The sequence below is a fragment of the Gryllotalpicola reticulitermitis genome, assembly GCF_042651345.1.
Taxonomy (GTDB): Bacteria; Actinomycetota; Actinomycetes; order Actinomycetales; family Microbacteriaceae; genus Gryllotalpicola; species Gryllotalpicola reticulitermitis.
This window is the reverse complement of sequence record NZ_JBHSCN010000023.1, coordinates 124,269-144,502: the sequence shown is the minus strand read 5'-3', so window position 1 is coordinate 144,502 and position 20,234 is coordinate 124,269. Positions and strand designations below refer to the sequence as shown.

Here is a 20,234-nt window from a genome sequence, read left to right as displayed (position 1 = left end):
GAATTCAAACACCCGCATCGTTCGCTCTAGTCAGAATCAGGGGCCCCAATGGCAACGTCCGGTCGCAGCGCGTTCACATGGATCGCAGCACTTGCAGTGCCCATAGCGTTGTCCTCATCGATCCTCGCCGGCGCCACGCCTGCTGCTGGGACTGCCCTCGGTCATTCCCATGACGTTGCCTCGAACGTGCGACATGTCGAGGTGGCGTCGGCACGAAACACGACAGTCGAGACGATGACGCCGTCTGTCGGCCTTCCTTCTGGAGGTCAAGAGATCGTCGTCTCTGGAAACGGCCTCGACAATGTGATCGCAGTCCTTGTGGGTGGCGCTGCGCTCCAACCGTCCGAGTGGACCGTGCATGAGCAGGGAGCCCTCTTGACGTTCCAGTCGCCTTCGCATGAAGGCGAGGGCGACGCAGAGGTCACCCTCTTCGACCGTTCGTTGTCTGCGACAGACGTGGGGACATTTAGCTATCGGGACGCTCCCCGGGTCACCTCGATGACGAACACGACGTTCTCCCCCCCATTCGGGGGTAGCACCTCGTTGAACGGCACGAATCTCGAATACGTCACCTCGATCGACCTTGATGGGGATGCGGTCCGCTTTGACATCAACGATCCCTACATTGCGGGCGCCAAACCGTCGGTCTGGGTCACGATGCCCTCCCATCAGCCAGGCCCGGCATCGTTGAAGATTCACTCGCAATATGCCGAGCCGCAGACGGTGCCGGTGATCTATGAAGACAACATCATCCTTACTGGCATCACCCCTGAGGCTGGGCCGATAGAGGGCGGCACCAAAGTCGCCTTCACCGGATATAGCCTCAATTGGGTCTCGACGGTAACGTTCGGCGGCCTCGAGGCGACCAGTCTGAATCACAGTAACGATGGGAACGCCTTGACCGCCGTGACACCGCCCCACGCGAGCGGACCTGTGACTATCGCCTTGAAGTCGATCGGCGGGCACGGCGAAGTCAATGTGCCGCATGGGTTCGAATACACCGCCTCGATCGCGGTTGACTCGATGTCGCCCGCCCGCGTCCCGACCAAGGGCGGCACAATCGTGACCGTTACTGGAGCCAACCTAGACAAGGTCGACAGCATCGAGATTGCCGGCCCAGGCGGTGAGGTTATTCCCGTCACCGTCGCGCCTGGCCCCGACCGCTCCTCCCTTACGTTCGTCACCCCGCCACACTCCCCACAAGACATGCTGGTCACTTACCTCCACGACCAGGGCAAGCAGGACGTCCTGGGGCCCCATCTGGTGTATGCAGAAGCCCCGACGGTGACCGACATCTCGCCCGCGAAGGGGCCAACAAGCGGCGGAACAGGCGTCACACTGACTGGCACCGGGTTTGATGACGTGACCGAAGTCACGTTCGGAGACATAGCCGCTACAGACATCAGCGCCTCTAGCGGCGGCAGGCAGCTGACGGTGCGCGTGCCCGGCCACAGCGCCGGGAAAGTCTCGATCGGGCTAGCTTCCCCCCTAGGAAACGTCACCGTGAAAGACGCATACACGTATGAGCTGCCGTTTTCTATTGAGGGCGTCTCACCGTCCCTGCTTCCCGTCGCTGGAGGCACGCAAGTGACAATCAGTGGGGAGCGGCTCGACCAAGTAACGAGCATCGAGGTGGGAAGCAATGCCGGTGACCATGCCGCGGCGGCAGTCACGGCGTCCGCCGATGGCACAACGCTGAGATTTGTCGCGCCTCCCCATGCGGCCGGCCAAGTCCACATCGACTATCACCATGAGTACGGCGTCGACGTCGTCGGCCCCCGCGTGACCTACGTCGCGCCCCCCACTGTGGAAAGCCTCTCCCCCGACGCCGGCACCACCACCGGAGGACAAAGAGTCACGATCAGCGGAACTGGCCTCAAAGAGGCTACTGCCGTTACCTTCGACGGCATCGAGGGAACGGACCTGAGCGTCAACGGCACCGCCGCGCTCACGGTGACCACGCCCCCACACGACCGCGGCGTCGTCAGCGTGACAGTCGAATCGCCATTCGGGAACGCAACCCTCGACAGCAGCTACACCTACCGCAGCGCGCTGGGGATCGCGCTGCCCGAAGAAGGTGCAACGACGCCCTCCCGGCCGACGGTCAACGGCGGCGCCGAGCCCGACGCGACCGTGACGCTGCGAGACGCCCCAGATGGCCCCATTATCGCCACAGTGAACGCAGCCGCGAACGGTGAGTGGACTGCGCAGCTAACCAAAGCGCTCAGCCCGGGGGGCCACACGCTGATAGCTGACGATAACTTTCACGGGGCGGCCTCACGCACCATTACCGTCAAGGTCGCCCCCGGCGCCCAACTTGCCGTGCACGGCCACGCTCGGGTCGTCAGCCAGCTTCCCGAATGAGAACCAGAGCGTCACATGAATTTCCGCTTTCTGGTGTCGCTGGACCTCAGCGACCTTGCGAGTTACCACACGCTCATTTCCGCGCTTGATTACTATGCCGAGGTCTGCGCACAGCAAGCTACCGCGATCGAGCAGTCGCGTCGCCACAACCACCTGACACCGGCCCGGAGCGGTGAGGCCGAGTCTTGGACGAGCCGAGCACAGGCTGTCCAGCGGCTACGGGCCGAGATCTCCCGACAGCGCGAGGTGACCATCCGGGCCGCCCGAGAGTGCTGCGTCGGCGATGAGAACAGCTGACCACGCCCGTATGAGACAGTGGGCAACTTTCCTCGGCAGAAGGTCTACGGGCCTAGCTGTACTGACCCGAATTGTTGTTGACGTAGGAGAGACCTCCGGGGTCGAGTTGGAGCTGTCTAGTTCTTCAGCTCGAACGCGCGGAGGTCTCTTGTGTCTCACGGTAATGCCCGGTTGACTCCGGCCGGCAGGTTGATCATGGTCCAGCGCATCTCCTCGGGGCGCGCGGTCGCTCATGTTGCGGCGGAGATGGGCATTTCGCGCACGACGGCGTGGCGGTGGTGGCGCAGGTTCCGCGAGCAGCGCCCGGCGGGCTTGGTGGACCGTTCCAGCGTCGCGCATTCTCACCCTCACCGGACGGGGGCCTGCGTGGAGGCGCGGGTGCGGATCATGCGTCACCTGACCCGCCGCGGCCCGGTGTTCACCGCGGACCGGCTCGGGCTGCAGGCCTCGACCGTGGGGCGTGTGCTGCGCCGGTATCGGGCCCCGCTGCTGCGTGAGCTGGACCCCGTCACCGGGACAGTGATCCGTGCGACCCGTCAGACAGCGCGCCGCTACGAGCACGGCCATCCCGGGTCGCTGATCCACATCGATGTGAAGAAGCTCGTTGCATCGGGCTCGTAGGGGTCGTCGTCCCGGCCTGATATAGCAGGAGCGGCGAGAGTGCGTGGAGCGTCCGGCAGAAGATCGCAACGCCTGCGTTCCGCGCACCGGCGACAGCTGGCGCCTCTCAGGTTCAGGACGTCGGCGTGGTGCACGATACCGTCAATCATCGCGGCGGCCGCGGCCTGGCCGCCGAAGACGCCGCCCCATCTGGAGAACGGCAAGTTCGAGGTCAGGATCAGCGAGGCGTGCTCGTAGCGAGAGGACACCAGCTGGAAGAAGAGGTTCGCGGCGTCTTGCTCGAAAGTAGCCGGCCTCGTCCACGATGGTCAGCCCGTAGCGCCGCAGACGGGTGAGCTCCTGGGGCAGGCGTCCTTGCCGGTGGGCGTCGGTGAGCCGTGTGACCCAGTCGGTGGAGGTGGCGAACACATGGCCCGGTGCCCGTGGCGGCCTGCGACGATGCCGAGGCCGGTGGCCAGGTGGGTTTTTCCCGGTTCCGGGCGGCCCGAGGAGTACCACGTTGAGGGCCTCGGGGAGGAAACCGCCGAAGTCCAGGGCGGCGATTTGCTGCCGGGTGGCGGGTTGGGCGTCCCAGTCGAGGGTCTTGCGGGTGAGGAAGGCCGCGGCGCGGATGCGCAGCTCGGCGCCGGAGACGCCTCGGGCCGAGACTTCCCGCTCGAGGACGGCGCCGAGGTATTGCTCGAACGACCAGCCGGCATTCCGGGCCTGGTCGGCGAGGCGTTCGGCGGCCTCGGTGCCCTGGCCCCCGGAGAGGTAGGTGATTTGCTTGCGAGCCTCGGTGGGCCCCGCGCTCATTAGGCCACCTCGCCGGTGAGCCCGAAGGCCCGGTCATAGTCGGCCAGGTCCCGGGTGAGGTCATCGCCAGGTGCGGGTCGGAGTTGTTGGAGCCGCTGTCGCAGTCCCCTCGCCGCGGCCACATGCGTAGGATCGGTGATCGTCATCCCGCGTGCCCAGATGCGGGCGTGGTCGGCGATAACCAGGCCCTCCAGGCGTACGCGCACGCGTTCGAGATCTGCGGCCACCTCGACCATCCGGCCGATCGTGTGCGGATCAACCGAGTAGTCGCTCGGGGCAAGGCGCATGTAGTAGTCCCGGTCCAAGCGCACTCTCTCCCTTCAGCCGAGCTGCAGCGGGGTCGGCGGCAACGACAGCATCGGCTCCCGGTCATGCGCGATCAGATCCACCGGCCGCGCCTTGATCGTCCGCAAGAGGCGCGCGTTCGCCTTTTGGAGCCACTCGGCCAGCTGCGTGTTGAAGTCCTTTGACGAGGAGAACGTACGGGCGGGCAGGAACGAGGTCTCGAAGAACCCGTTGTGCCACTCGACGATGCCCTTGGGCTCGGGGTCGTAGGGGTTCAGCTGCCCGACCTTCGCCGCAAGCGACCCAGCGAAGGAGGAGACACCCTCTGCCAGACGTCCCGCTGCCCGATGCCGAGCTCGTTGTACCAGATCAGCCGGCGCGGGGCTCGGCCGAGTCGCCGGATCAGCTCCCAGGACCCCAAGAGCAGGTCCTCGATCGTGCGCGTCGGGATCATCTGTGCGGTGAGGAACCGCGAGTGCGCGGCCACGATCACCAGCACCGGCAGCAGCGCACGTGACCGGTCCTCGAGCGGGATGCGCTTCGACCCGAACGACAGATCCCACCGCGCCGCATTGCCCGGCGTCCACGCCAGCCGATCCGCCGGATCGACCGACCGACGCTCGGGCCGCGGGCGCTGGACGTTCTGGCGGAACCACGTGATCGAGCCCGGTCGCTCGCCCCGGTCCGCGATCAGCCGCCTAATCAACGCCCCGTCCTCCACCGGGATCACCCAATCAATCTGTCTGGGTGGCCTACTTTTCAACCGGGTGGTTTCCAGTGACGGTCGCAACACCCGAGAGTATTTGGGGTTGTGTTGTCGTCGTCTGGTCGTGTGAAGAAGGGGCCGGGGCGCGGGCCGCAGTCGGCCAAGCGTCAGCGGTTCATGGAGTTGCGGGAGCGGGGGTGGGCATCCGCGCCGCAGCCCGGGAGGTCGGTGTTTCGCGTACTGCGCGGAACAATTGGGCACGCGGCAATAAGACGTGTCGCAATGGCGAGGCGGTCGGGCTCGTTTCCGCGCTCGAGCGGCTGTCGGCCCGTCAGGTCAGTGCCTGGTTCCTATCGCAGGACGAGCGGATTATGATCGCGGATCTGCGTCATGGCGGTGCCGGTGTGCGGCAGATTGCCGCGCAGCTCGGCCGTGCCCCCTCGACGATCTCTCGCGAGTTGCGCCGCAACGCGGCGGCGGGGCGCGGGTACCGGCCGTTCGAGGCGCATTGGCATGCGACGGCGCGGCGGGCGCGCCATAGTCCTCGGCGGGTGGCGACCAACGCGGAAGTGCGCCAGCTGCTGTTCGAGATGCCGGGACTGCGGTGGACCCCGCAGCAGATCGCCCGGCAGTTGCGGCTGCGGTTCCCGGCCAATCCGGGGATGCGGCTGTGTCACGGGAGCATCTATCACGCGATCTACGAACCCGGCTCCGTGTTCGTCAGGCCCTCGCGGCTGGCGCCGCACCGCCGCTCACCGCTGCGCACAGGGCAAGAGCATCCGCGTGCCCACCAGAGCGATCAGCGCCGCCGCCCTCGCTTCCAGCAGCCGATGCTGACGATCCATCAGCGTGGTGATCGAACCGGAGGACCGCTCGGAGGCAGCCAATTGGGAGGGCGATCTCATCGCGGGCAAGTAGCTGAGCTCAGCGATCGGCACACTCGTGGAGCGCAAAGCGCGAATGGTTCGCCGCCCGCATCCTCCGCGCCGCGACGGGGAAACACTCCACGAAGCGCTGAAAGCGCGAATGGCAGATTTCCCACCAGTGCTGCTGCGGCCGATCACCTGGGACCAGGGAACGGAGACGGGCCGCCACCTCGAGATCGCCGAGACGCTGAACGCGAAGATCTACGTCTACGACTCCCGCTTAGCCTGGCAGCGCGGCTCGAACGAGAACACGAACGGGCTGCTGCGCGACTACTTCCCGCAAGGTACCGACTTCAGCGTGCACGGACCAGAGCATCTGCTCGCGGTCGAGCACGCGCTGAACAACCGCCCCCGGCGCGTGCTCGAGGACCGGCCACCCGCCGACCTCTTCAACGCGTTGCTAGCCTCGGAGAGCCAGTCCGGGTTGCGACCTTGACTAGAATCCACGCCGCCGCTACAGCCCACTTTTCGAGCGTCGTCGACACCTCGCCTTCCATCCCGGCCCGACAACGGACAACACGCGCTCAATAGTCGACTCGCGGGAACTCGGGCACGGCGCCCGAGGCCTGCGCGACGTCGAAACCGAACAGGTTTCCGGCTGCGTCCTCAGCGGCACGTCCATCGCCATCGAGGATCGCCCGCTGCAATTGCGGATAGCTCTCCTCGAGCGCCTGCCACCGAGTCACCTCTTGCGTCCGCGTGACTGTAACGCGATACAGCAGTCCGGTGATCCAATGACGGACGAGCCTGATCAAGGTTTGATTCGGGCAACTGTCGATCAAAGTCTCGACGATCTGCCACGCGATTTTGCTGTGGGACGCAATGTCACGCTTTGACGCGACCCTCATTCCTTGGTCGATCAGCGCGGCGAGCTCACCACGGACATCCTCCCCCAATGACGGTACCGCGAGCCGGATTACGCCCCCGAGCACCGCTCCCATAGCCTGAAGTATTTCGGCGCGCTCTTCGGGCACCGGGGCGGCCACCCGCGTATACCGCTGAGCTGCCATCTCCACAAGGCCGATGCGCTCCAGGTCGTTCAAGGCCTCTCGGATTGGCGTGCGAGACAAGCCGAGCCATTTGCTGAGCTCCTTGTCATGCAATATCTCGCCGGGATGCAGGGTGCCGTCAAGGATCGCATCCTGGAGCCGTTCAAACGCAAGCTCACGCAGAGTTCGGCGTGCTATCGGGACCGGGAGGTCCTCTGGTATTGGCATAGCGGTTCCCCCCAGACCCTTGTATTTTAGCATGCTGACACAACACGCACTTACAACGACAGAGGCGGGCGGGACTCTCGTCCCGCCCGCCTCGTAACTCCCACGCGCCTACAACGCCTTCCATAGGCTCAGCGCGGTGATCCAGCCTGGGTCACCGACCTCCTGGTGCGACTGAACACACTCGTAGGTCTTGCCGTTGTAGCTGACGCGGTCGCCCTTGTTGTAATAGGCGCGCATATCCCACGCCTGCACCCCGGAGTCGGGAGTGCTCGCTGGGGCGTCGGTGGCGGGCGTGTTGTCCACGGGGGCGCTCGGCGATCCACCCTTCGTGGTGACGTTCAGAATGGAACTGCCGGTCGAATTCCCCGCGGCATCGATGGCGACGATGCGGTACTGGTACGCAGTCGCTGCGCGCAGGCCGGCGTCCTTGAAACTCGCCTTGGCCGTCGAGCCAACCGAGAACAGCGCGCCGGTCGCAGTGGCACGCTGCACGTCGTAACGGACCACGCCCACGTTGTCGCTAGCGGCCGACCACATCAGGTCGACACTGTCCGCCGTGGTACCCATCGAGTGAAGACCCGAGGGGGCACTCGGCGCAGTCACGTCGTCGGCATCGGTAGCCTGGTCACCTGCGGACTGGTCATCAGCCGGGCTTTCATCCTCGGCGGCCTGATCATTAGTAGGGGCATCTTCAGTCGGAGCCTGGTCCGCGGCGTGATCATCCCCAGGGTTCAGCGAGGGAAGGCCGTCTCCTTGGCCGTCGATATCGACGTCGATGACGTTGTAGAAGGAATTGGCGGTGTCAGCGATCTCCCATACGGCGAGAATCACGTGGTAGCCGCTGTGATCGGCCGGAAGAGCGAGCTTGTGCGCCGACTCGGCGCCGGGCGCCACGCCGCCCCCGTCGATGGTGGCCAACGGCTCAAGCTCAGCACGGGTGAGCGGCGCGTTCGGGTCCCAGCCGTTCTTGGTGATGAAGTAGTCCCACTTCGTCGTCTTGTGCGACGCGGTGTTCTTCCAGACTACGTTGATCGGACCCGACTTGACTACGTTCTTCGCCCACATCGTGGCGCTCTGCTTGTCCAGCTCCGCGTACTTCCCGCCCGCGGACGCGATCTGGCCGTCAGCAGGGCCGGCAGCCGGGAAGCCTTTCAGCGCCTCCATGCTCTGCGGCTCATACTGCGCCTGACCGATAATCGGCTTGTTGGCCGGCATCGCGGCACGCGAGATGACGTCCGAGGATACCGCGCCCACATACCCGTGCTGGGTCGAGACTCCAAATGACGAGACGCTGGTTGCCGCCGGGGTGGCGGCATTTGCCGCGAACGCGCCAGACATGACCAGACCACACGCCAGCGCAGCCGTGGTGACAAGCACTCTCTTTCGCTTCATGATTACTTCCCTTTCGTTTCGCTTCGTTTCTGTCGCTGTCGCCTGCGGCTTGACCGCACTTCGCATTTGGCGACGAAATGTGATGCTAGCTGTTCTGATATATCAGATGCAAATCGGCAGCGATCCTGGCCGCCGGAAGCTTTGGAAGTCGCGTCCGACGTACGACCTGCAACGGCGGCGGGGACGCCCTTCGCTCCATGTCGAGTCGGGCCGCCCTCCCCCGCCACCCAATGGACAACAGCGAGCGGATGACCAGGGCGGCTCCGCGACCTCGCTGACGACAGCCGCCGACGGCCGGGCCCGTTGATATGACCGCATCCATGACCAGCGCTCGCTGGGGGCGCAGACGATGTCCACTCATGTGGGCACGGCTCCTATGCGCGGCCAATGTGCCAACTGGCAATAGGCCGCTTGGCCGCCTAAGGTGTGTCACCCGGGCGCTCGGCTCAGATCACGTGCTCCATAAGGGCTGCCCTATGACACCCGGGCCGCCGGTAACCGAGGCCGCAGCAGTCGCGTTTGAGGGGCAACGCCGGCCGGTTGCGTACTGAGCGCACGATGAGTGCGTGAAACTACGCAACCTGGCGGGCATGCCTCGGGCAGCGCTGGCACAGTCATGTAAGTCAGCAACGCGGGCGGCGACTTGCCACGAACAGGTTCGGCCCCCGCGCTATCGGAATAGGAGAACGAAAGTGACCACGCCCCTCAACCCCCACTCAACGGAGACCACGCGGCCGCGTCGTCGTCGCAAGGCCTTACTCTTCGGCATCGCCGGCCTAGTGGCTGCCGGCGTAGCGGCCGGCGGCGCACTGACATCGCTGAACACCGTGCTCGGCGACAACCACTTCAAGGCCGCCGTACCGACCGACGCCGCCGGCGTTCACGGCAGCCTCCTCGAGGTCACGGGCGCGCCGTTCGACAAAGAGTTCGACACCACCACATACAACGACCTCGTCCAGGGAACCTGGAATGTCGTCAACCACGGGGACGCCGACACGGTGTTCGACGGCACCCTTGCACCCAATTCCACCGTGGACGACTCGCTCGCGAAAAATCTGAAGGTCTATTACGGCGACGAGGGCACAGCCGACACGAACACGCAGTGGCACGCAGCGGGCACTCTTGCAAACCCCGTCAGCTACGACGCCGCGCTTGGGCTCGGACCTGAGCACAAGATCGGGGGCAACAAGACCATCTCGATTCCGGTGCGCGTGCTCCTGCAGGACCCGACCAAGCTCGACGGAGATCCCGAGACCACACTGCACGTTGATGCCGACTTCACAGTCAGCTATCTCCTACCCGAGTCGGCGAAATAAGCCCTCGCCGGTGTGGTCTGGCTCGGCAATCGCGAGACGGCCAGAGCCAGACTGCTCCAGCGAGTGAACTCAGCTAGATCCCAGATGCATAGACAGAGAGGACTGTTCCTATGGCGAAGCGGATGCTGCCCGTCGCGATGCAGATCATTGCGGCATTGCTCCTAATCGTCCTCGCCGCCCCCTTGGGGTGGAGACTCGTCTCCGGTGACTACTTCATGCAAGTCACTGGTGTCTCGATGACGCCGACATACCGCCTTGGCGAGGTCGTTGACGTTCAGCCGGCACTCCCTTCCGATCTCAAGCGAGTCGGTCAGGTTGTCATCGTCATGCTTCCAGGCGACAAAACTGGCGCGAGCCGATACATGCACCGCGTGCAGTCGGTGACCGAGAGGGGTACGTGGCTCAAGGGCGACAACAACCTTGACACGGACCCGCAGCCCGTTTCTGAGGGACAGTTGGCCGGCAAACCGCGATTTGCTCTCCACGGCCTCTTGGGTTCGATGTTTCTCTTCACTCAGTCGGTCACTGGTCGAATCGTGCTTGCTGGCGGCGCGCTGGCCCTCCTTTTGATTGCCCCCGTGATGGCACGGCAGCCAAAGATCGCTCGCCGGGGCGCTTCTTCGCTGGTTTCGAACGACCCTGACGCGGCTGCTTACCTGCCCCATTGAACGGAATTTCATGTCACATAAGTCCCTTGCGGTCACGCTCAGCGGCACGGCTGTGGCAGCGTCAGCGCTGTTCGGGGGCGGACAAGCAGCGGCCTTTGGCGCTGCCCCCGCAGCGGTCGCCATAATCGGTGAGCCCCTCGTGCACACCTTCGACACGAACCGGCCGGGCGACGCAGCGCAGACGGAATGGACATTGAAAGCATCTGGGACTCAGTCAGTCACCTTCGATGCCGTGCTCTCCGCGCATGGAGGCGTGTCAGCGTCACTTGCACGCGCATTGACCGTTCAGTACGGAACGCATGGCCCGGCTGGCACGCTCGTATGGCACGACGCAGGAACGCTGGCCAGCCCGTTGACGTACTCCCAAGCGGTCGGCGCAGGCCCCGCCACCGAGCTGCGGGACGCCGGCGCGCTGCCGATCCCGGTACGCGTTTCGCTCCCCGCTCCGAGTTCGCTGAACGGAGCGCCCGGCGAAGAGCTCAACGTTGCGGCCGACTTCTCTGTTAGCTATCTCTCCGCCAACGTTCCAACAATGGGCGGCGCTAGCGACAAGCAAGAGGCCGATGGCTCGGTCGCTGGCGGCGGCCTCCTGGCCGAAACCGGAACGCGTGTTGGCGGATTGTTATGCCTGGCGCTAGTGCTAATTTCTGGGGGCATAACCGCGCGAGGCAGGCAGGAACGAAATCGAAACCCTGAATCTGGCAGGGTGCCGGATCTTTGAGAGCCCGAGGCCTCCGCTCATGCGGCGGCGCCAAGCCCTTGTTCGGCGCCCCCTCGGGCCCTTCTTGCTCCAGCAAACCTCCTCCCCGCCGTCGGTGTCCCCCAATAAGGCCGCGCTGCTCTCAAACGCTCGACCAGCAGATGCCGTCGATAAGCCCTGGGGGCCGGATCCGCCATCAAACTGCCGATGGCAGATCCGGCCCCCAGGGCTTGTCGACGTTGGCTTGGGTGGGCGATCCGTCAGCGAGTTGGAAGGGCATAGTGAGTTCAAGGCGTGCGCCGCCGGTGGGACGCGCAGTTAGGGAGAGGACCCCTCCACGCTGTTCGATACGCGCGCGATGCCGTTCCAAGCCATGAAACGCCGGAGAGGCCGTCCGAAGTCCGACGCCGTCATCGTCGACGGTGACTTTGAACACCCAGGTATCCGGACGTTCACCCGCTTGCGCGTCAGCTCGGACCTGTACTGATCGAGCGCGCCCATGTTTGAGCGCATTCGTGACGGCTTCCTCCACGGCATAAATCGCCACGAGCCTCTCAGCTATGGGCATCGGCGACATACGGTCCCTGACTAGACGCTGGTACGTCGGCCCCAAGGTGACAGACGTGTCGATTCCGGGCGGCAGGCGCTTGAGTAGAATGCCGATTGCCTCAGTAGTACCGAGGTCGGCGCCGGCAGGGAAGACGGCATGGCTTAGCGATCGCACGTCCTCCTCACGGATCTCGTCGAGCCGCTTCGCCCACATGGTGACGGTGCGGCTCGCTGATGCGTGCCCGGCCGCGTTGAGTTCTTCCGCGACTTGGTCCAACCCGGCTGTGACGGTGACCAGTCGGAACTGGAGAGTGCCGTGCAGCTGGTCGGCGACCATTCGTCGGACTCGGAGCTCTTCGTCTTGAAGCTCTGCGACGGCCTGCGCTGATCGGTGCTCCTCTTCCCGTCTGCGATCTGCTTCGACGCGCGCGCGATTCAGCAGAACTGCAGCGAGAAACGCAGCAGTACCGCCGACCAGCCCCGACGCGGTTCCTACAATCCATTCGGTGGCCCCGTAGAGGGCGCCAGATGGGGTTGTGCGCACGGCCTGCAGCACCGCAGCACGGGGAAACGCAGCTGCTGCGGATGCACAGGTCAGAATCAGAATCCGCCAGCCCCATGATTTCGACATCGGCCGGAGCGGTGCAACCAGTGCGATAACGAGTAGTCCGAACGCGAGGCTGACGCCGGTGACCAGCAACGTCTCGCCGAGCGCCTCAACGCCGTCCGGTCGGTCGTTGATTGCTGTGGACAGCCCTCCCCACGCAGCCCATTCTGCCAACGACATGAGAGCGAAGAGGGCGGCAGTCGTCAGAGCGAACAGGAGTGCCAGTCGTGATAGTTCCGCGTCGCCCGACCCCGGCTCGGCGGCGGTCAGGCGCGCCACACGCGGCCTGTTTGATCGAGGAACGCGAGCACCGCCGCGACGCGCCGGTTCTGCCCGTCGCCGTCGATTCCGAGATGCCGGTAGATCGCCTGAAGGTGACTCTCGACTGTTCGCTCGTTGATGCCGAGGCGTTCGCTCGCGCTCTGATTCGACAATCCTTCCGCCACGAGCCGAAGGACCTGGAACTGAGACGAGGTGAGCGCGGAGATGGCAGTACCGATGCGGGGCTCCGAACGCTGAAGGAGGTACGGGTCCAAGACAACTTCGCCTCGAGCGGCCGCGGCGACAGCGCGGGTAAGGACATCGCGAGCAAACCCGGACCGCTTGGACAGGTAGCTCCACGGTTTAGAGGTCTGGTCCTGGATGGTGGTGAAGACACCCATGACGTCTTCACTGGAGAGCAGCAGAATTGCCAGGTCCGGGTCCCGACGCTGGAGCTGCAGTCCGAGGGAGACCCCGTTGCCATCCGGCAGATTAACATCCAACAGCGCTATGTCTGTGGTGCCACGGGCGATCATGAGCTTGGCTTCCTGCACAGCAGGCAACGAATGCACGACCTGAAAGCCGGGTACTTCGGCAAGAGTGGATTCGAGCATGCTGCGCATCAGAGCTTCGTCTTCTACGATGCTCACGCGCGTTATACGGGAGTCCATGCGTCCGATGCTATTTGATTGCACCTGAGAGTGCCGGTCCGGGAGCACACCCATTCCGACTCTGCGCTCGACCCAACAACTAGCAGCCGAACAATCGAATCCAGTCCTCCAATGAGTGGTCGCGTCCCAAAGAGCATTCGCACCTGATTCGGATCTCGCGCTTGCCGTTGTCAGAGAGATGAATCTCCGAGTGCAGCGCGCGGCGCCTTGCGGTCTCATTTCTCCGTCTGGCGGCGCGAGAGAAATGACTGAGGAGCGATCTGAAGGCCATCAGCACCGCACACCGGAGCCGTCACGGAACTGTCGCGGCTCACTACTTGAGATGGTCAACTGCCTCAGCTTTCCCTTGCACGGTGAGAGACGCGCCAGGCGCGGCTACCACACGCACTGTGATCTTGGCATGGGTGCCATAGTCCTTATCGGCGCAAATTGTCTGCACTCCAGCTAGGAGTGCCGCTTCCGGGATGAACGCCCAGGTCCCGTCCGCACCCGTCGTCACCGCGCCCAGCACCCGGCCCGTAGCACCCGAGGTGATGGTCAACATCGCCGCTCAGAGCTGGTCGCGTGGGCACCTCCGCGTCGTCATCAGGGGCTGCGATATGAATCGCGTCGACGAGTGCAAACGCATTGTGATAAGACGTGGCGAAGACGCCAGAGACGACGGCGCCATCGAGGCCGGGGACCTTATCGATCCCATGCGATTCCTCCATGGAGGTAAAGATGTGACCGTTGGGGGCGAGCCCCACCAAGCCATCGTAGAGAGCGCCAAGCTGCGTGGCCTTGATACTGCCGTCGCGCCAGGCTTCGGGAATCCCGTCTGATGCATTGCCGCGCGAGCCGAACCCGTAAACGCTGTTGTCAGCCGTGATGGCGTATGACGAAAAGGTGCCGGCGACGACCTCACGCACGCGCCCCTGGACCTCACGTGGCACCTTGGTCTGGCCTTGGGTGCTTCGTCCCCAAGCAGTGATCTCTCCGTTGGCGTCCAACGCCACTGCGTGAGCGGTGCCGGCCGCAACCTGCACTGATGTGCGTCCGTCGAGGTCGACGGGCACCTCGGTCTGGTGGTAGTCGTCATGGCCCCACGACACCACCTTTCCGGTCGATGTGAGTGTGAGCACGAAGCCACCCCGGGCCGCGACTTGAACGACGTCCTTCAGGGCCGCAGGCACCTCGTCTTGTCCATACTCGCTATTACCCCACGTCTGCACGGTGCCGTCTGCCAGGAGAGCGGCACCGAACTTCGTGCCGGCTGCAATCTCGACGACGTCACGCAGCCGTCCGACGCCGTTGATCGCGGAGGCGTCACCCCACGCGATGACACGGCCGCTTTCGGTCAGTGCCGCGGCGATCTTGTCCCCGCCCGCGACCTGAACGACCGTTGCTGCGGCCAGCTCGTGCGACGGAGCTGTAGCTGCGAGAGCAGCGTCGCCCCAGTTCACAAGTTCGTACCCGGCCACATCGAAGCTGCACGACTGGGGTGGTCCGTCTTCAGTCGCGTCGGAGGCCGCGGAGGTGGTGTGTCGTCCCTCCCGAAGGGCGTGGGGGACTCGGAGGACCCAACCTCCATCAAGCTGCGCGGCGGCGCTCGCGATACGGTCGCCATCCAGGCGAATCTGCACAGTTGCGCCCCGCGATGCGGTTCCGGAGAGCAGTGGTGCGGCGCCCGAGACGAGTCCGGATGGGCAATTTGACAGGGAGAACGGACCGACAGCGAAGTCGGCGTCCGCGCGAGCTCCGTCGTCGTCGGATACCGAAAGGTGATGGGCGCCAGTCGAGAGCCGCTGGGAAGAGTTCAAGCTCCACGTGCCGTCGGCGCTCGCGGAGACATCTGCCGCAGCGTCGTCGTTGTTGTCCGCCATAACTCGCAACCGTACGTGCGGTCCCGCGGTACCGGCGATCTTCGGATGTGCGGAGGTACGGCTGTTCGGTGCAGGCTGGCTGATGTGAACGGCGTTGACGATGGCAAAGCTGGCGTTCGAAGAGGCACCGACGCCGGCCGGGACCATGCCTGCTAGATTCGGATCCACGGCTTGTCCCCACGACTTGCCGCCCCACGCCAGCACGCGACCGTCCGCGCTGAGCGCGAGTGCGTGTCGGTACCCGGCATCGATCTGGACTGCTCGCGCCGCGCCATTGCCGAATTCGGCCGGGATATCCGACATGCCATGATCGAGCTGACCCCAGACGCGCACGCGCCCGTCATCTGTGATGGCGTAGGCAGTCGTAGACGAGCCAGCCATTTGGCGGACGCGCCCTTGGACGTCATCGGGAACATCGCATTGCGCGTGAGCATTGCTTCCCCGACACTCGACGTGCCCATCAGCGGTCAGAGCGAGGTCGAACTGATCGCCTGCTGCGATCCCGAGGACGGTCGTGTTCGTAAGGCGCGGCGCAGCAACGCTCGCGGGTCCGTCGTCCCTCTCCCCCCACTGAACGACGCGTCCTGTACTGGTCACAGCGGTGGCGGACGCGCCTCGGGCGGTGATCTCAACGACATCACGTAGGTCGGCGGGAATGTCGGTCTGCCCGAAGCTGTCGTCCCCCCACGCACGTACCCGCCCGTCGGCGGTAAGAGCGAGCCCGAACCTTCTACCCGCAGCAAGCTTCACGATCCCATCGAGAAGGGAGGCTGCCGTGATGGCGAGCTGATCGCCTCCCCATGCGACGACGCGCCCCTCTTCGGTCAGGGCAGCCGCGAACTTGTCGCCACCCACGACTTGAACGACGCTTTCGCCCTTCAACGCGGCGGGTACGGGGCGCCGGTCAAGGCCACCTTCGCCCCATTCAAACAGCTCATGGCCGAGCACGTGTGTCCCGAATTGTTGATGATGCGAACCCTCGCTAGCCCCCTCAGACTGCTCGAGTTCGACTGAGTAGTCGCCTGGACCCAGCGCTGAGGGCACGCGTGCGACCCAGCCGCCGTCAGGCTGCACTCTGGCCTGCGCGCGATACGTCGCGTCTTCTCCGGTCACTGCGACCGATACGAGCGCGCCCGGAGCGGCGGTCCCAGCCAAGAACGGTGCCTCACCCGTCACATTTCCGGACCTGTACACCGACAGGCCCAGGCTGCCGTCACCCTGAGGTTCCACACCAGCCGATACATCTTCGCTCTCTAGCGTCGCCGATTCGCGGCGATCCGGCTCTTGGATTGTGCGCGCTGGCACGATGGGCCCGGGCTGCTGCGGCGGTATTCCGATAGCTTCCGCTTTGAAACTGTTGGGCCCCGCCCCCAGCATTGCGAGCAACGGGCCCGTGGCGACCGCGGTGAATCCGACTCGGCTACGGACCGAGTGGGGCTTGGCTTTGTCTCGCACGCTTATTCCACCTACTCATCGGAGACGAGCACTCAGCGGGCCGTGTGCGCCGCGAGTACGTACTCGTGAACGAGCCTGCTGCGTGTGAGCGTGTCGCACGCGACATTTGCGTGCTTCCACGGGCCCCCTGAGCGGGTGGCCCGCACACACAGCGGCTGAGGCCTGCGGCGCAGCCTCGCGGGCCGTCGGCGACACTGGCCGCTTGCGCGCGGATGCGGCGTCTCACGCGACCTGCGTAGCGGAGGACGAACGGCGCAGCCACTCGCCGTGGAGGCAGGCGTCGTGCGAAGAGCTCCGACGCGACTTTAGAGCCCGAGTTGACACATCTGGGATCAATGCCGCGACACCGCCCATCGAGGCTTCACCGTTCTCATCCGTGGACCGTTGAGCGCCGATTGACGTGCCCTGGGTTCGGTTCCGTCGTCTTGTGAGAATCAGCCGGGGATGGAATTGGCTTTTCGGCGGTCCTCGAAGGCCACCGGACTGTCCCACGATAGGGTGGAGCGGCGGCGCTTCCTGTTGTAGTAGATCTCGATGTACTCGAAGATCGCGTTCGCCAGTTCGAGCCGGGTGCGCCACTTCTTCCGGTTGAGGATCTCGACTTGCATGGTGTCCCAGAAGGATTCGATCATCGCGTTGTCATACCCGTCTCCGATCGTCCCCATGGAGCCGACGAGCCCCGCGTCCCGGATCCGCGTCGTGAAGGCCCAGGACGCGAACTGCGTCCCGTGATCGGAATGAATCACGGTCTGGCTGGGGCTGCGCGCCTCAACGGCCATGTCGAGTGCATTCAGGACGAGGCTCGTCGTTTGGCGCATGTCGATGGCCCAGCCCACGATCTTGCGTGAGTAGACGTCGATAACGCAGCAGCAGTAGATCTTCCCTTCGCGGGTGGGATGCTCGGTGATGTCGGTGCACTACAGCTGATCCGGAGCGGTCGCGGTGAAGTTGCGGTTGATCAGATCTTCGGTCGTCACGAGATGTTCACGATTCACGTACCGTTCGCGGGTGTCGGCCAGCCGTCGCAGGCCTGTGCGTGCCAGCACCCGGGCAACCTGATCCCGGCCGACGCTGATACCCAGCCCGTGCACGAGCTCGGCGTGCACACGGCGGGCGCCGTAGCAACCGCGAGAGGCACGGTGAATGTTCACGATCGTCTCCACGAGCATCTCGTGTCGGATCGCGCGCTGGCTCATCGGGCTGTCGCGCCATGCTCCGTATCCGCGGTCGGTGACGCGCAGCACCCGGCACGCGGTCGCGATGCTGATGCCCTGCCCGGTCAGGGCTGCAACGACCGGGAACCGCCTTTTGGGCGTATCCCCTGGTCCCTCAGCATTGACGCGGCAAGACGGGTGGCGGAGAGCTCGTCTTCCAGTTCCCGAATTCGACGACGCGCATCAGCCAGCTCAGCGGCCACCGTGCTGTCGGTACCAGGGATCTCGCCAACGTCGATGCGCTCCTGACGGCGCCATCGATAGATCGTCGCTGACGCGACCCCTAACTCTGCGGCCAGGTCTCCGACGTCGCGGCCGTCGCGGACAAGTGCGAGCACACGCTCGCGGAACTGGTGAGAGTACCGACGAGGCATGAGGCAGAACGCCCCTCTCTGACGAGACCAGATTCTCACAACCGAACGGAACGAAACTCAGCTTACGTCATTGGTTTCCGTGGCTTGTGATGTCTCAGGACGTGGGTGACGGCTTTGCATCAGGAGATCGGTGACACTTCATGTGTCAGCCCATCGGTGACGATCGCGCTCCCTGGGGCCTCGGGGTTGGCCGTTGCTGACGTAGGTGGTGCCGGGTTCGGGCCACGGGTGCTCGATGAGGAGTTCGCCGGTACTCACGTCGTAGAACGCGATCGTGGCTTCGCCGCGGACGATGGTGACGAGTGTTCCGGCGACGTGGCTTCCGATCTGGAACTTCACGCCCTTGACCTTGATCCCTCCGCTGACCGTCACGCGTCGCGTGTTCTCCGGCAGGAGCGCGCCGGCCGTCGCGATTGGCGAAAGAGGTGGAGCGGCCGGTCGGAGCGGCCTCGGCGCATCCGCAACGAACGTGGCGTCCCATGCCTGCTGCGGGGTGATATGCCCAGGGAGTCCTTGATGCGAGCGTCCGGTGTTGTAGATCCGGTCGAACTCGTCTACTTGTGCCTGCTGCCCGAGCGTCGACGCGATCGGTTGCGTCTCGAGGTATCGGAACAGGGTCTGGTGGAAGCGCTCGTTCTTGCCCTGCGTGGTCGGCTTATTGGGCTTCTCGGTGATCGGCTTCACTTCGAGCCCGGTGACGTAGTCCACGAGCTGACCGACGATTCCTCGCCGGGACGGGTTCAACGCAACACCGTTGTCGGTGAGCAGGCGTTGCGGGACGCCGTGGGCGGCGATCCCTTTCGCGACGACGTGAACGGCGGCATCCGAGGTCTCACCGGCGGCGACATGCGATGCGACCGCGAAGCGGGAGTGGTCGTCGATGAGCTGGAAGATCACCCACTTGCGCCCACCGGTGAGGACGTACTCGGTCGCGTCCAGCTGCCAGCACGCGTTCGGCGCGGGATAGACGAACCGGCGATAGGTGGCGCGCAGCTTCTTGCGCGGCTCGGCCCTGGCGACCCCGGCCTGGCGGAAAATCCGTGCCAGCGACGCGGTCGATGGCACCGGCTCCAGCCCCAGCGAGCGCACCTTGTCGTGCACACTGACCGGGCCGCAATCAAGGCCGGGCGCTCCAGCGCGGCACGGACCTGGATCGCTTCTCGCCTGACCGCATCGGTCAACTGCGACGGGCTCGTCCTCGGCCGCCGGGACCTGGGCTCGAGCGCCGCGGCCGGCCCGTCGGTGACCGTCCGCTTCCGGATCTCGTAGAACGTCTTCCGAGAGATACCGTGCTCGGCGCAGAACGTCGTCACCGACCCGCGCGGCGGATCCGGCGGCTACTGTGTGATCGCGAGACGGACACGAGGATCAACAGGCTCAGGTGCGCTCATCCCTCCACGCTGAAGGGAGACCTGTCACCACCAAGACAGCCCAGATCGTCACCGATCTCCTGATGCAATTCCGTCACCGAAGTCCTGCGGGATGACACGATTCATCTCCATGTTGCCCACTGAATCGACAACCCCGATGGCTGGGGCCTGCGATTGGATCACAGCAGCCTATCGAAGGCGGCACCGCTCACCGCTGACATAATCGGCCACGCGCCGCAACCACGGATATCCAAACGTGATTGGTCGGCTGCACACCGCTCCTGCAATCTCCCGACGGCCACCCGAAGCAGCCGACGACGCTGCGCCGACCGACGCTCGAGGGCGGCCTCCGCGCCCCGTGATCGATGCGACGGCAAGTGAGCTGCGCTCGGGATCTCCAACAGAACACGCAAACAATCAGAGTTGATCGTGCACCAGCCCGGCGTCGGTCACCGCCGATACGCGGGCAATAAATTCGGCGCCCCGAGTCACGTGCGCGTCATCGTGGGGAACAAAGGGCGTGCTTTCTCTTTCAGCCCGCCGCGGCAGGTAGAAGCGTGCGGCGCGGTGAATAGGCAAGCGCA

Annotated in this window: 15 protein-coding genes and 3 pseudogenes; 6 read left to right on the top strand and 12 right to left on the bottom strand. The window is 64.8% G+C overall.

Translation table 11 applies throughout. The features are described 5' to 3' along the window. Positions 1-48: 48 nt before the first annotated feature. The 3 genes from ACFOYW_RS18570 (at position 49) to ACFOYW_RS18560 (ending at position 3,282) form a co-directional block, all read left to right on the top strand. On the top strand, positions 49-2,364 hold the full coding sequence (locus ACFOYW_RS18570) for an IPT/TIG domain-containing protein (RefSeq protein WP_390232567.1): 2,316 nt from the start codon (positions 49-51) through the stop codon (positions 2,362-2,364). Between the two features lie 15 nt (positions 2,365-2,379). Beyond that, positions 2,380-2,661: a hypothetical protein gene (locus ACFOYW_RS18565; protein ID WP_390232564.1), complete on the top strand. Its 282-nt coding sequence runs from the start codon at positions 2,380-2,382 to the stop codon at positions 2,659-2,661. 150 nt (positions 2,662-2,811) lie between these two features. After that, positions 2,812-3,282: a helix-turn-helix domain-containing protein gene (locus ACFOYW_RS18560; protein WP_390232561.1), complete on the top strand. Its 471-nt coding sequence runs from the start codon at positions 2,812-2,814 to the stop codon at positions 3,280-3,282. On the opposite strand, the pseudogene ACFOYW_RS18555 reads toward ACFOYW_RS18560, so the two are convergent. From ACFOYW_RS18555 to ACFOYW_RS18545, 3 genes and pseudogenes are all read right to left on the bottom strand, one after another. After that, positions 3,213-4,077, bottom strand: a pseudogene (locus ACFOYW_RS18555) (ATP-binding protein). The gene ACFOYW_RS18560 and the pseudogene ACFOYW_RS18555 sit on opposite strands and share 70 nt — an antisense overlap. Beyond that, positions 4,077-4,388: a Mu transposase domain-containing protein gene (locus ACFOYW_RS18550; protein ID WP_390232558.1), complete on the bottom strand. Its 312-nt coding sequence runs from the start codon at positions 4,386-4,388 to the stop codon at positions 4,077-4,079. Before ACFOYW_RS18550 ends, ACFOYW_RS18555 begins: the two are co-directional and overlap by 1 nt. Positions 4,389-4,636: 248 nt before the next feature. After that, positions 4,637-5,092, bottom strand: coding sequence for a hypothetical protein (locus ACFOYW_RS18545; protein ID WP_390232556.1), 456 nt, complete (start codon positions 5,090-5,092; stop codon positions 4,637-4,639). A 102-nt stretch (positions 5,093-5,194) separates the two neighbouring features. Here ACFOYW_RS18545 and ACFOYW_RS18720 point away from each other — a divergent pair. Continuing rightward, positions 5,195-6,430, top strand: a pseudogene (locus ACFOYW_RS18720) (IS30 family transposase). A gap of 88 nt (positions 6,431-6,518) precedes the next feature. Here the strand turns inward: ACFOYW_RS18720 and ACFOYW_RS18530 are convergent. Both ACFOYW_RS18530 and ACFOYW_RS18525 read right to left on the bottom strand, forming a co-directional pair. After that, positions 6,519-7,211 (bottom strand): GntR family transcriptional regulator, encoded by a 693-nt coding sequence (locus tag ACFOYW_RS18530; protein ID WP_390232554.1) that lies wholly within the window; start codon positions 7,209-7,211, stop codon positions 6,519-6,521. Between the two features lie 108 nt (positions 7,212-7,319). After that, complete coding sequence (locus ACFOYW_RS18525; RefSeq protein WP_390232552.1) at positions 7,320-8,669, bottom strand: lytic polysaccharide monooxygenase; 1,350 nt, start codon at positions 8,667-8,669, stop codon at positions 7,320-7,322. Between the two features lie 626 nt (positions 8,670-9,295). On the opposite strand from ACFOYW_RS18525, the gene ACFOYW_RS18520 reads away from it, so the two are divergent. Then, positions 9,296-9,919 carry a hypothetical protein gene (locus ACFOYW_RS18520; RefSeq protein ID WP_390232549.1) on the top strand — a complete coding sequence of 208 codons (624 nt, stop codon included), beginning with the start codon at positions 9,296-9,298 and terminating at the stop codon, positions 9,917-9,919. A gap of 110 nt (positions 9,920-10,029) precedes the next feature. Beyond that, positions 10,030-10,587, top strand: coding sequence for a S24 family peptidase (locus tag ACFOYW_RS18515; RefSeq protein WP_390232546.1), 558 nt, complete (start codon positions 10,030-10,032; stop codon positions 10,585-10,587). A gap of 896 nt (positions 10,588-11,483) precedes the next feature. Here the strand turns inward: ACFOYW_RS18515 and ACFOYW_RS18510 are convergent. The 7 genes and pseudogenes from ACFOYW_RS18510 to ACFOYW_RS18480 all read right to left on the bottom strand — a co-directional run bounded on the left by ACFOYW_RS18510 (position 11,484) and on the right by ACFOYW_RS18480 (position 19,671). After that, entirely contained in the window at positions 11,484-12,722 is a 1,239-nt protein-coding gene (locus ACFOYW_RS18510; RefSeq protein WP_390232543.1) for a sensor histidine kinase, read from the bottom strand. Next, positions 12,710-13,354 (bottom strand): response regulator transcription factor, encoded by a 645-nt coding sequence (locus ACFOYW_RS18505; RefSeq protein ID WP_390232542.1) that lies wholly within the window; start codon positions 13,352-13,354, stop codon positions 12,710-12,712. The genes ACFOYW_RS18510 and ACFOYW_RS18505 overlap by 13 nt, the downstream gene beginning before the upstream one ends. 437 nt (positions 13,355-13,791) lie before the next feature. Continuing rightward, a complete protein-coding gene (locus tag ACFOYW_RS18500; protein WP_390232539.1) occupies positions 13,792-16,350 on the bottom strand; it encodes an RCC1 domain-containing protein in 2,559 nt (852 codons plus the stop codon). Between the two features lie 776 nt (positions 16,351-17,126). Then, the gene (locus ACFOYW_RS18495; protein WP_390232623.1) at positions 17,127-17,600 is read right to left on the bottom strand and encodes an IS3 family transposase; all 474 of its coding nucleotides are present in this window, start codon (positions 17,598-17,600) and stop codon (positions 17,127-17,129) included. A gap of 9 nt (positions 17,601-17,609) precedes the next feature. Continuing rightward, the gene (locus tag ACFOYW_RS18490) at positions 17,610-17,936 is read right to left on the bottom strand and encodes an IS3 family transposase (RefSeq protein WP_390232537.1); all 327 of its coding nucleotides are present in this window, start codon (positions 17,934-17,936) and stop codon (positions 17,610-17,612) included. A gap of 35 nt (positions 17,937-17,971) precedes the next feature. Then, a complete protein-coding gene (locus tag ACFOYW_RS18485; protein WP_390232534.1) occupies positions 17,972-18,280 on the bottom strand; it encodes a transposase in 309 nt (102 codons plus the stop codon). Positions 18,281-18,418: 138 nt separating this feature from the next. Then, a pseudogene (locus ACFOYW_RS18480) lies at positions 18,419-19,671 on the bottom strand (DDE-type integrase/transposase/recombinase). Between the last annotated feature and the right edge of the window lie 563 nt (positions 19,672-20,234).

Bases quoted from the DNA above. Each gene is read 5' to 3' on its own strand.
- ACFOYW_RS18570 (WP_390232567.1), top strand. From the start codon at position 49: ATGGCAACGTCCGGTCGCAGCGCGTTCACATGGATCGCAGCACTTGCA.
- ACFOYW_RS18565 (WP_390232564.1), top strand. From the start codon at position 2,380: ATGAATTTCCGCTTTCTGGTGTCGCTGGACCTCAGCGACCTTGCGAGT.
- ACFOYW_RS18530 (WP_390232554.1), bottom strand. From the start codon at position 7,211: ATGCCAATACCAGAGGACCTCCCGGTCCCGATAGCACGCCGAACTCTG.
- ACFOYW_RS18525 (WP_390232552.1), bottom strand. From the start codon at position 8,669: ATGCGAAGTGCGGTCAAGCCGCAGGCGACAGCGACAGAAACGAAGCGA.
- ACFOYW_RS18515 (WP_390232546.1), top strand. From the start codon at position 10,030: ATGGCGAAGCGGATGCTGCCCGTCGCGATGCAGATCATTGCGGCATTG.
- ACFOYW_RS18485 (WP_390232534.1), bottom strand. From the start codon at position 18,280: ATGCCTCGTCGGTACTCTCACCAGTTCCGCGAGCGTGTGCTCGCACTT.